We start from the raw sequence: 11992 nt of genomic DNA on the forward strand, positions 1-11992 counted from the left end.
GACTGCCCGCCTTGGTTATGGCTTGAGCAGGCCGTGGGCGGCTGCCACCCACGGACCTGTCCGCTGCCCTTATCAGAATGGTCGGGAGGCTAAGGCAGCTCAGCATGGCTGGTCTCGGTTGGCCGGACCAGCCCTTCCAGCGCCTCGGCCAGGGCGTGCGCGCCGGCCTCGGCGTCGTCATTTTCCACGTGTTCTTCGGGTGAGTGGGATATTCCACTGGGGTTTCGGACGAAGAGCATTGCGGTAGGAAGGACCTCGGACAGGACGCCAGCGTCGTGGCCTGCCCCGGTATCCAGAACGGGGGCATCCGGGAGAATTACTTGAAGCCTGTCTTTGAGCTGGCGGTCAAAGTGGACCGTCCTGCTCAAGGACTCCTCGCGCAGTTCAACGGAGCATCCTTCTTCGGCTGACAGAGCCTGGGAGCGGGTGAGAATGTCCTCGATCACGGCTGCGGTGACGGCGTCGTCCGGGTGCCGGACATCGAGCCACAAGTCAACACGGGAGGCGATGACGTTTGTGCCGCCCGGCACAGGCTGGACCCTTCCGACGGTTGCCCGTGCCTGCGGGTGGCCTTTGGCGCTTTCGCGGATGGCGATGATGATTCTGGCGGCGGCAATCATCGGGTCTTTCCGGTCTTCCATCAGGGTCGTTCCGGCGTGGTTGCCCTGGCCGTAAACGGACAGCTTCCACCGCCCGTGGCCAAGGATGGAGGATCCGATAGCCACTGACCTGTCGAGGTCGATCAGGCCGCGGCCCTGCTCAACGTGGAGTTCGACGAATGCGCCGATCTTGGACAAGGTTTCGGTATCCTGGCCGATGAACCGAGGGTCCAGTCCGTTGGCAGCTGCAGCTTCAGCGAAGGTGGTCCCGTCCTGATCGCGCAGGTTGCGTGCCTTGTCCGGGTCGATGGCGCCGGTCATCAGCCGGGACCCAAGGCACGCGACTCCAAAGCGGGAGCCCTCCTCTTCGGGAAAGACAGCTATGGCGATGGCGCGCGGCGGAGCGCTCATCCGGCCGCGGAGAATGTCCAGGGCAACCAAGGCCGATGCCACACCGAGGGGGCCGTCATAGGGCCCGCCGCCTGGTACGGAGTCCAGATGGCTTCCTGTGACCAGGGCGTCGTCCCGATCGCCGGAGGCGGTGTCCCACCACGCCCAGATCACGCCATTACGGTCGTGCTCGACCGAAAGTCCGCGCTTGGTGGCCTGCTCGATGAACCAGGAGCGCAGATCCAGTTCAGCGGTAGAGTACACCGGCCTTGTATAACCGCCCCGTTGGGGATCGGTTCCGGTCGAGGAGATCTGATCCAGGAGACCGGCCACTGATACGGTTTGGAGAGAGGGGTTGACGTTCACGGCGTTCCTTTGAAAGCTGGACGGCATCGGCAGTTAGTGGGTGGCTGGTTGGCTGCGGACGCCGACCCGGAATTCCTCGGGCACCGGGGCGGCCCCGGTGGCAAGATCCGCGGCGAACTGGCCGATGAGGGGCGCGAACTTGGCGCCGTGACCGGAACACGGGGAGACCACGGTGATGTTTTCTGCCTTGTCGATAATGAAATCTTCCGTCGGGGTGTTCGTGAACAGGCACGTCGTCTCCGCGTAGGGTTCCGGAACCAGTCCAGGCAGGTACTCCTTGACGTAGTCGATGACGCGCTGCCGGTTTGCCGGGTCGATGCGGCCGTCCTGCGCGGACGCGGACGGAAGAATTTTCCCGCCGTTGTATTCGGCAACTTTCTGCCCGCGCCACTCCGCGTCGCGGCCGCCGGGCAGTCCGTAGGTCTGGATCCCTTCCCGCTTGTGGATGAAAGTGGGCCAGTTCTCCGCCGGCTCGGGCGAGCCGTCCTTATAGGGGAAGTGGTAGGCCTGCTCCTGCCTGACGTGGATGCGGGGAACCTGTGCCAGGAAGGCTTCCGGCAGGGACAGGTTGCCCAGCAGGTCCGGGAGCCAGCCGCCTGCACTGACGATGATGTTCTCTGCTTCGAGCTGCCGGCCGTCTGCCGAATGCACCGTATACGCCTTGCCGGAGGGCCGCAGGGCGCTGACTTCCCAGCCTGTCTCCAGTTGGGCGCCCTCGGCGACGGCCAGGTCAACCATCGCCGTTACCGTCGTTTCCGCGTCGATGACTCCCGCCCCGGGGTGCCACAGCACGTTGGTGTCGAAGGCAATCTGAGACCAGCGGGAGCGGGCTTCGTCGGCGGAGAGCAACTCGTGCTCCACACCATTAGCCGCCAGAACCGACGCAAGCCGCTCCGGCTGACGGGTCGATCCATAATCAACGGCACCGGTGGGCGTGATGAGCTGCTTGCCACTTAGACGGGCCAGCTCATCCCATCCAACCTTTGACTCCACAACGAGGCGGGTGTAGAAGTCTTCGGGGTAGGCGTACCGGAAAATGCGTGCCGAGCCGTGGGAGCTGCCGGCATGGTTCGCTGGCACAGACCGCTCCAGAATGGTCACTTCATGTCCTTGCGAGGCCAGTTGCCACGCTGTGGCCGCCCCGGCAAGACCGGCACCAACGACGACGTATTTGGAGACTGTCATGTGAAGACTTTCTGCTGAGCGGATCCTCGGTGATCCTGCCGGATGGTGGATTTGGCCCCGCCCGAGGCGGTGGGTCTATTCCAGTTAGCCACCAGCCGCACCACCGCGTCCAATATCTTTTAGCTGCAGATTATTAGCGAATCAGCAATAATCGAAAGATGGAACTGCGACAATTGCGCTATTTTCTCGCCGTAGCGGAAGAGCTGCACTTCGGCCGTGCAGCGGAGAAACTGCATATGTCCCAGCCGCCCCTCACGGTTCACATCCACCGCCTCGAGAAAGAGCTCGGCGCGAAGCTGTTTGACAGGTCGACACGCAGAGTATCCCTGACCCCCATGGGGGAGTCGTTCCACAACCGGGTCAAGGCAGTGCTGGAGGACCTGGAGGACGCCGTTGCGGAAATTCATGATGTAGGCAGCGGGCGACGGGGCCGATTGCGCGTCGGCTTCGTCAGTTCGGCGAGCTATACCGTCATTCCTGAAGCGGTGAGGCGGTTCCGGGAACTTCAACCTCGGATCGACCTCGTGCTGCGCCCCCTGACCAGTGGCGAACAGGTGGACGAATTGTTTGAGGACGCCCTGGACCTGGGGCTGATCCGGGACCCCGAGCCTGCCCCCGGGTTGACGCTGGAGCCGCTGCTTACAGAAAATCTGGTAGCCGTCATTCCGGAAAGACACCCCTTGGCCCTGCGTCAGGAGATCGTGCCCGAGGACCTGGCGGAGGAAGGGCTGATTCTTTTCCCCTACCGCCTGATGCCCGGATTCGTCTCGCAGGTTCTGAGAATTTTCGCGTCGGGAGGTCGCAGACCCACCGTGGTACAACAGGCAATCCATCAGGAGACCGTGGTGGGACTTGTCGCGGCAGGCTTGGGCATCTCCATCCTCCCGGAGTCCATATCGCGGTTCCAGATGGCAGGGATTGTCATCCGGCCGATCACGACCGGCCCCAAAACCTCACTGCTGATAGCGCAGGCAGGCCGACCTGCCCCGGCTGCGGCACAGTTCGTAGCGTGCCTGCACGAGGCAGTGACTGCTGCCGCCGCGGCTGAACCGATACCGGAGGCGTAGCGAAAAGCATCGGCGTCCTATTGCCGGCGTTGGAGCGAGTCCCCTGGATCCAGCAGGAGACCACTTCTCCGGCTGTCAGCACCAGGGCGTCCGGGCCCTCCTTCCTGCCTCCCTGCAAAATGAGGGTGCACCGAACCAGGTGCGGCGGGACACCGGAGTCCTTCCACAGCCGGCCCTCCTGCGGGAGGCCGCTGAGTGGGCTGCCCCGGAAATTTTTCTTTTAAGCCGTTGCGTGATATGTGATCACAAAGTAGGCTTGAACTAGCAGACCACGCAAGCTAAGAAATCCACATATTGCCGCTGCTGCCAAGGCGGAACCCCTACCCGAGCCAACCTAAGGAAGATTGCCATGAAGAAAGTGGCATCAGTGAACGCGAACACCAGCACGATTCTTCTCGAAAATCCCCGCCCGGCTGTGGTGCCCGGTGCGTTGCTGGTGCAGGAGGTTGGGTGCTGTGGGGAGTTCTCCCTGGATTGCCCGTATTGCTGGAGTTCCGATGCTGGGTCTCCGGTCCAGGACATCCAGTACGCCAACCTCTACTAATTCCTCCTCGGGCATTCTCTGTGCCTGGTTGCTGCAGAGCGGCGCCGGATAAGCAGACCGGTAAGAGTCACAACAGATTTGTCTTTCCACTTCTCGTCTACCTCGAAAGAGCCAGCGAAATGATCCAGGTATACCCTTCGAACCGCGACGAGCTTGAGCGGCAGAAATGGCAGCAGGCGAAGTGGAGCACGATTAAGCAAGAAGACCTCATCGCCTTGAGCCTTAGGAACGGGACAGTGGCCGTGGGAACCGTTGACGACCACACTTCCGACCGCTCGGTGTTCTGGCTGTGGCTCTCCCAGACGGGCGAGCGTCGCTACTTTCTCTCGGCTGAGGTAACCGGAGCCTGGGCGCCGCCCCAGTAATCCAGACGAAGGGCCGCTGGTCAGTTTTTCTTTCTCCCTGAACGCTGTTGGCCAATCGCCTGCTTTCACGCGCGATCACCAGGCCCTATGCCTGCCTGTGGCACGGTGTTGCCGGCCACAGGTGGAGGCATCTGCTCGCGTGCTGGCCGGATGGGGCTGATTACGAAGGCGGGCTTCTGACGTGCTCAATCGGGGTGGGGACCTCTCCGCCTGTCATCTGGTCCGCATTGAAGCGGACCGAGGCTTCGTTGCCTACTTTGGGGTGGCCCCCCGCACCCCTTCCCCAGCGCGCACGTCGCCACTGCGTGATGGAGGGCCGGCAGACCTGGCCTGCGGCAGTTTGGCCGGTGCCGAAATCGATGCCTCGACTCGAGGCCAGCGGGTTTCATGCCGCCGGCCGAGTTGTTGCCGTCGGCGGCACCCGGTTAGCCAATGAAGGCCTCCGCCCGCCCGGAGGCCTTCCCCAATACATAGCGAGATGCAGAACGCTGCCTTGCCCGGCGGAATTCAGGGTTGCTGGTGCCCGGAATCACTGGGGCCGGATACCGCGCCCGGCCAGACGCCCCCGGCGGGCATTAGGCGTCGGACAAGGGTGTACGGTCGATGCGGGCAGGCCATTTCTCGGTGAGATGCGAGATCTCCAGGTTCGAGCCGAACGCTGCTGCTTCCGGATCGACCCACGCGAATGCCAAAAAGAGGCCCGAGACCGGGTCTTCGGCGGCGCTCGTGACGTACCCTACGACCGCACCGTCCTTAGACACCGGTGCACCGGGAATGATGGCGTGGCGCTGGTCCTGCATGGTTAGGCGGACAAGGAGGCGGTGTCCAGGGCGGGGCCCTTGGCCGACGGGACAGTTCCGCTGCGGAAGGGCGGCCTCATAGGGATTGTCCTGCGGTCCATACTCGATGCCGAAGGCCGGAAGCCCGTTGGTGATGCGTAGAGCGCCGAATGCTTCGTCCCCTACCGGGACCAGACCGTGCTGTGCACCCGTTTTGACCAGGAGATCCCACATATGGAGACCGTGTTCGGTAGAAGTGTAGAGGGTCCATCCTCCCAGTCCGGTCTCATTTTCGGCGATGACACGGACCGGGACCCCTCCGATGTCGAGCAGCGGCGCTTCGGTTGAGCCCCTTTTTGGCAGCACTCCTCGACTGACCGAGCTAAGCACTGCCGATGCGCCAGGGCCGATAATCGCCAGCCCAGTGGTCGCGGATGTCACGTCTGAGACGATGACACCGTCTGAGTGCGGGGTCTCCTGACGCAGGTGCCACACGTCCTCCGGTGTGCTGCCGATGACCAAAAAGGTGTCGTGTGCGGTCCGGACGAGGGTCAGATCGGCGGCGATGCCGCCGGCTGTGCTTGTCACGAAGACTCCGCGACTATGGTCGACCGGCAGGGCAATGTTCGCGGAGAGGATTTCCTGGAGGTGCTTTTCAACGCTCTCTCCGCGGACCTCAAACGCTTTGACCGCACCCCGGTCGACGAGTCCCACCCGGGCGGCAGCCTGGCGTGCCTCTGCTGTGATGTTGGGTGCCCATCCGTAGGTTCCCCAGGCGTCGCGCTGGACTGTCGGGATGTCGGTGACGGTTGTCGAGGTGTACCAGAGCGGTCGTTCCCAGCCTCCCTGGCAAGTGCCGAATACTGCCTGAAGTGCCTCCTGGCGTCCGTAGAAGGGTGTGGTGGCGAACTTGCGGAGTTGGTTCGACTGCTTGCGGGGGTGGCTGATGTCGTAGACCTCATCGTAGTTCTCACTGGCCCGTGCGATGCTGGCGCTGCGGGTGAGGTGTGTCTGGTCGAACCGGCGGAAGTCCAGGGTTGTTGTGTCGATTCCGGGGTCACCGGTGACGATCCAGTCGGCGAGGACCCCGGCGACGCCGGCGGACTGGGTGAGCCAGACGGACTCGCCAAGCCAGAGTCCCTTGATCCCCGGGACCTCTCCGAGGAGTGGGTTCCCGTCCGGAGTGAACGAGAAAATTCCGTTGTAGCCGTCCTCGGGTTCGCAGCTGTTCGCCTCCGGAACGAGCCTGCGGAGTTCGTCCCATCCGTCAGTCAGATCATCCCAGGTGAGTGCGTGGATGGCGGGTTCGACCCGGGTGCGGGCGAACTCGGTCGGGGAAGCGATCTCGGTCTGGTCCACGGGGATGACGCGATGCTCGTAGGTCCCCCAGGTGAGCCGCTCGCCCATTTGGCGGAAGTATGAGCCGGTGGCCTGGTGCCGGACCATTGGGCGGTCCACTTCGACTTCCTCGCTGAAACCTGACAGGGAGGGAAGCGGGCTGGTGTGGGAGGAGCAGTGTTCCATGGGAACCATGGGAAGCTCCAGCCCCAAGAGTTTCCCGAGCCCGGGTCCCCACAGTCCGGCGCATACGACGACGATATCTGCGGCGAGGAACTGGGTTCCTTCCGGGAGCTTGTCACCTTTGGAAGGATTGCCCGGCACCGGCGGGGTTGCCCGCACCTCGACGCCGGTGATGCGGCCGTTCTCAACCCGGAAGCCGGTGACCTCGGTGTGGCCGTAGAACGTCGCTCCGTTCCCGATGGCACGGCGGGCCTGCCACTCAACCGCACGCACGGCCTTGACCACGCCGTCGGTGGGCGTGTGGAAGCCGCCAAGCACCGTGGACGTATCGAGGCCAGGAAACAGTTCACCGCACTCCTTGGCCGAGACAAGTCGGGACGGGATACCCCAGGACCGCGCCAGGTTGTGCCGGCGGTGAAGGTACGACAGCCTTTCCTCATCGCAGGCCAGCTCAAGCCCGCCCACGCGTTTGAGGATCCACTGCCCGTCAACCGTGGCGCCGTCCAGTTTGTCCAGCGTTCGTCTGGCCAGCTCTGACATTACCGATGAGCCGGTCGTTTGGAACGCAAAACCTGGCGCGTGCGAGGAAGATCCCCCGGTGCGGTAAAGAGGCCCTTGGTCCACCACAGTGACACGGGACATGCCGCGCTGGGTAAGGTCATCTGCCAGGGCTGCGCCGACGACGCCTGCACCGATGATCAGGATCCTTGTGTCTGCTTCAAGCCGAGTGATGGCCACGTATTCTCCCTTACAGTCGGAGACCTCAGCGTCTCCGGATAAAATGTGAGCCGGCTTCGGGACGCGGGATAGGATCCTCGTCAGCGAAGCCGGGGCTGGCACCTTAGACGGGCCAGCCCCAGCAAGATGTCCCCCCAGTGATATGTGATCACAAGTTTCTCGGCAACAGGTTACAAGCGGGGATCCCAATCACACAAGAGTTATCCGAAAAATTTCCACTTGCTTGTCCGCGTGCACACGGCAGCAGTCAGCCTGCTCCTACCGTTTGCCACTTTCTAGGTGGCGGTGGCGCCATGGTCGGCGCTCGGATAGCCGCCATGACCGCGGCAGACACAACCCATATAACCCCTATCGCCGAGACGGCAACTGCGCAGCCACGGCCGGTCGCAGAGGCGGCCACGGCCAGGCCAGGGAGACGAAATTAAGCGGCATGGGGATCTGCCCGGGGAATCCCGTTGCCCCCCATGCCACCGCCGTAAGCACCCTGGAAGCCGCAAACAAAAACAGCGGGCGGCATGCCCTGCCCAAGGCAGCACCTGCTGCCGGGGCCGCGAGACACTGGGCCCCGGGGAGGCGGCAGCCAGCGCACCCCCGACAGCAACATCGTCTAGTTGCTGCACGGCCAGGACGGGGATCGCCACAGCCGAGCCGGCTACGGCCGTCGGGGCGGGATTGAAGCGGCAAGATAGCCAAGCCCACTCATTCTTCGCAGAGACCGTCTTTCAACGAATAAGGGCCTGCGCTCGGACGCCAGGTCGGCGTACGTAGGGGTGGGCGCTCGGCTCCGAGCTGGGGATGCTTGAAATAAAGGAGCATCACCGGGGGGAGCGCGTCCACTGAAAGGCACTGGCATCATGCGCCCACGCCTTCTATGGGTCACCGCAGAGACGATTTACACGGGCGTTACACCCCAGCATTGACCTGATATGTGATCACAGGCTAGGTTTGGTGATCGGGGCCACAAGGTCCACACAATGCTGCGAGTCCGGCAAGACGCTCTGACGAGCCCCATCTGACCTTTCACGAACACTTCCCTCCCTCAAAGGCGGAGGAGAAACGCATGTCATCATCACTGAGCGCAAGGAGCCACCGGTGTCTTCTATAAAGACCACAACACCAGCTACAGACGATGCAGCCACCATGACCTTCAAGCGCCGCTTCCTGACCAAGCTGACCGCAGTCCTGGTCGGAGGGATGTTCCTGGACGGCTACATTCTTGGAATCATTGGCACAGTGATTGGCACCATCGCCACGGAACTGAGCTTCACGCCGATGTGGGAGGGCCTGATCGTGGCCTCCTCGCTGCTCGGCATCTTGGTCGGCTCACCTATAGGCGGCTGGCTCGGGGACAAGTTCGGCCGCAAGCCGCTGTTCATGATTGACATGGGAATCTTCGTCGTCGGCTCGGTTCTCCAGTTCTTCGTCCACGACCCAGGGCAGCTCTTCGTCGTCCGGCTGCTGATGGGAATCGCAGTTGGCGTTGAATACTCCGTTGGCTGGCCGCTGATGTCCGAATTCGCGCCCGCCAGGTTGCGGGGACGACTGATGGGCCTGACCCTGGTCGCCTTCTATGTCGGTTTCATGGTCGCCTTCATTGTGGGCTACGTGCTGACCACTGCCGTCTCCGTGGACTGGCGGATCATCCTCGGCTCGAGCACCCTTCCTGCAGTGATTCTGTTCTTCGCCCGCTTCGGCCTGCCTGAATCACCACGCTGGCTGTGGAGCAAAGGCCGCCATGACGAGGCGCGTGCAGTGGCACACAAGTACATGGAGGCCGGCACCGACATGAACGACGTCGAGCACGAGCACGACCGCCCTGCGGGCAACTTCAAGATGCTGTTCTCACGCCGGTACTGGCGGGCCACTCTCTTCTGCTCGATGTTCTGGCTCTGCGCGGTCACTCCCTACTTCGCGATTGCCACCTTCGCCGAGAGTGTGCTGGAAGGGTATGGACTCGGCCACGGGCTCGCCGGCGGGGTCGGGCTCTCTGCGGTCGCCACCGCCGGCGTCGTCCTCACGGTCATCCTGATCGACCGGGCCGGCCGCCGCGTCCTGACCGTTCCACCGCAGTGGCTGTGCTTCGTGCTCCTGTTGATCATCGGCCTGTGGGTGGGTGCACCGGCCTGGGTTGTCCTGGCCTGCTTCCTGACCTTCTCGTTCTTCAATGCCGGATACAACACGCTGACCGGTATCTACCCTGGTGAGGTCTTCCCGACGGAGATCCGCGGGATCGGCACAGGGTTTGCGACCGCGGTCAGCCGGGTTGGAGCCGGTGCCGGAACATTCCTGCTGCCCTGGTCAATGGCAACCTACGGCACGCAGGTCACCATGCTGATGGCTGCCGGGCTTACCCTCATCGGTGCGATCCTGTCCCAGTGGCTGGCTCCCGAGACCAAAGGGAAATCCCTGACCGAGACAGCTGCGGGCTTCTCCCACTAAAAGGCCCGGCACCTGGTACTCCGACATCTTTCATGGACCATGTCCGCCATACAACCCGAAGTAGGTACCTATGCCGTTCGTACGGATCGATTATCCCGCCGGGAAGGAAAAAGGCTACCGGGAAGCGCTCAGTGATGCTGTTGCGACCGCGCTGACCGAAAGTCTCCACATTCCCTCCAACGACCGCTTTCAGGTCCTGACCGAGCACTCCAGAGGTGCCATTGTTGCAGATCAACGGCACCTGGAAATTGACGGGTCCGATCAAACCATCGTGGTTCAGGCGTTCATTAATGCCGGCCGCAGCACCGAACAGAAGTGTTCCTTCTACAAGGCGACCGCCAGCCACATCAGCCAATTGACCGGGAGCCGCAAGGAAGACATCATCATCAGCATCGTCGAAGTTAGAGGCGAAAACTGGTCTTTCGGAAACGGCGAAGCACAGTACGCCTAGGTTTGCCCTCCCTGCCAGTTCAGTTCCCGGTATCCAGCAGTGGCTGTCGGAGACACTCCGAGCGCGGCTTTCGAACCGCTTGAAAAAGCGAAAGCTGCCGTACAGCTCTAAGCAACAGAAAGTTGGACAAGATGACCCGTATTCATGATGTTGTCGTCATCGGGGCTGGCCCTGCAGGTCTGGCCCTGGCCTACGAACTCCGCGATTTGGATCTCGACATCCAAATCCTTGAAGCCGCCGATGAGATTGGCGGAAGGACACGCAGCGTTCAACTCGCCGGCGCGCCCGTCAATACAGGAGCAATGTTCATTTATCGCGGTACGAGGGCAGAATCGCTGGCGCGGGAACTAGAACAGGAAACCGCTCCCTTCCACCCCAAAACCTATGGCGTCCATATCGACGGCGTAACGTCTGTCGCTCGATCAACTGCAGAGGTCGTGAAACAGCTGCCGCTGTCTGCCGAATCCAAGTCGGCGCTGATTAGGTTCATGGATGACCTGGCAGATGAATATACCGAAAACGTCTCGGAAGGCACCATCACAGACAAGGCGTCCGCGTTGGTCAACGAAACCGTCGCGGCTCGACTTGAAGGGCTGCCTGGACCTGCCCGGAGCATTATTGAGGCCGCAGTTTGCGGCGGCTCGGTAGGGGACGCCGCCCAGCTCTCGGCAAAGTACGCCCTCCGGTACCTGGCCAGCTACATTGCCCACGAACAGGACAACAGGCTTTACCCCGTAAGCGGCATGCAGTCCCTTCCACACGCTCTCGCAGCTAACGTAGCGGAGACCACTACAATCACCACGGGATCCAGGGTCACCAGTGTCAGGGTATCCGGTGACCTGTTCGAAGTCGCTGCCAGCAGCGGAGGCGAAGAAAGGGTTCATCTCGCGCGCCACGTTGTGGCGACAGTACCTGCGCCTCAGCTTTCTCACCTTTGCCCGGGTCTGCCGCAGTGGAAGCTCAAGGCGCTACAGGAAGCGGCAACCCCCGGGAGCACAACTATCACCATCGCAGCCGATGTCCGCGGATTCCCGGAATTCATTCACTGGTCCTTCGTTTCCACAGTGGGGAAGCTGTTCGACGCCGTTCTTAACCCCCAGCCTGGTGTTCTGCCTAGCGACGGGATCATTCGGTTCACTTGCTATGGAAACTCTGCGGGCTTCCTCCCGGGCATCGAGGGGGACGAGGCGCGCATACAACTTTGGATCGACGACTTCCTGGACGTGGCACCGGCGCTTACCGGTCGTATTGTGGGAGCCGAGGTGGCCACATGGGAACACTGCTTCGCAGTGCTGTCACCCGGACGCAACGATGCCTTGCCAGAGCTTCAGCGAAGCGTCGGCAACCTACACTTTGCCAGCGACTACACCTCCGAAACGGCAGGCTCACACGGCGCATATGAGGAAGCACGCCGGGTGGCGGAAAAACTGCGGCGCGTTTTTCAGGAGCAGGCCGGGAAGCCGCCAGCCAATCGATCACTGGCGCATGGATGAGACATCAAAATCATTGCGGCGCGGTACCGATCCCAACTAGCAGCTGAGAACAACG

9 protein-coding genes are annotated in these 11992 nt (G+C 62.3%); 6 read left to right on the forward strand and 3 right to left on the reverse strand.

What is annotated here, in order from left to right:
- Nucleotides 1–89: 89 nt before the first annotated feature.
- Both NXY83_RS00330 and NXY83_RS00335 read right to left on the reverse strand, forming a co-directional pair.
- The gene (locus tag NXY83_RS00330; protein ID WP_258804144.1) at nt 90–1382 is read right to left on the reverse strand and encodes an allantoate amidohydrolase; all 1293 of its coding nucleotides are present in this window, start codon (nt 1380–1382) and stop codon (nt 90–92) included.
- A 6-nt stretch (nt 1383–1388) separates the two neighbouring features.
- The gene (locus NXY83_RS00335) at nt 1389–2540 is read right to left on the reverse strand and encodes an FAD-dependent oxidoreductase (protein WP_258804145.1); all 1152 of its coding nucleotides are present in this window, start codon (nt 2538–2540) and stop codon (nt 1389–1391) included.
- Nucleotides 2541–2698: 158 nt separating this feature from the next.
- On the opposite strand from NXY83_RS00335, the gene NXY83_RS00340 reads away from it, so the two are divergent.
- The 3 genes from NXY83_RS00340 (at nt 2699) to NXY83_RS00350 (ending at nt 4516) form a co-directional block, all read left to right on the forward strand.
- On the forward strand, nt 2699–3607 hold the full coding sequence (locus NXY83_RS00340; protein WP_258804146.1) for a LysR family transcriptional regulator: 909 nt from the start codon (nt 2699–2701) through the stop codon (nt 3605–3607).
- A gap of 349 nt (nt 3608–3956) precedes the next feature.
- A complete protein-coding gene (locus tag NXY83_RS00345; RefSeq protein WP_258804147.1) occupies nt 3957–4151 on the forward strand; it encodes a hypothetical protein in 195 nt (64 codons plus the stop codon).
- A gap of 119 nt (nt 4152–4270) precedes the next feature.
- Complete coding sequence (locus NXY83_RS00350; protein ID WP_258804148.1) at nt 4271–4516, forward strand: hypothetical protein; 246 nt, start codon at nt 4271–4273, stop codon at nt 4514–4516.
- A 575-nt stretch (nt 4517–5091) separates the two neighbouring features.
- On the opposite strand, the gene NXY83_RS00355 is transcribed toward NXY83_RS00350, so the two are convergent.
- The gene (locus tag NXY83_RS00355) at nt 5092–7554 is read right to left on the reverse strand and encodes an FAD-dependent oxidoreductase (protein WP_258804149.1); all 2463 of its coding nucleotides are present in this window, start codon (nt 7552–7554) and stop codon (nt 5092–5094) included.
- A 1092-nt stretch (nt 7555–8646) separates the two neighbouring features.
- Here NXY83_RS00355 and NXY83_RS00360 point away from each other — a divergent pair.
- The 3 genes from NXY83_RS00360 to NXY83_RS00370 all read left to right on the forward strand — a co-directional run bounded on the left by NXY83_RS00360 (nt 8647) and on the right by NXY83_RS00370 (nt 11937).
- Nucleotides 8647–9993 (forward strand): sugar porter family MFS transporter, encoded by a 1347-nt coding sequence (locus NXY83_RS00360; RefSeq protein ID WP_258804150.1) that lies wholly within the window; start codon nt 8647–8649, stop codon nt 9991–9993.
- A gap of 70 nt (nt 9994–10063) precedes the next feature.
- On the forward strand, nt 10064–10444 hold the full coding sequence (locus NXY83_RS00365; protein WP_258804151.1) for a tautomerase family protein: 381 nt from the start codon (nt 10064–10066) through the stop codon (nt 10442–10444).
- Nucleotides 10445–10575: 131 nt separating this feature from the next.
- Complete coding sequence (locus tag NXY83_RS00370; protein ID WP_258804152.1) at nt 10576–11937, forward strand: flavin monoamine oxidase family protein; 1362 nt, start codon at nt 10576–10578, stop codon at nt 11935–11937.
- Nucleotides 11938–11992 lie beyond the last annotated feature (55 nt).

It is taken from the genome of Pseudarthrobacter sp. NS4, assembly GCF_024758005.1.
Lineage (GTDB): Bacteria > Actinomycetota > Actinomycetes > Actinomycetales > Micrococcaceae > Arthrobacter.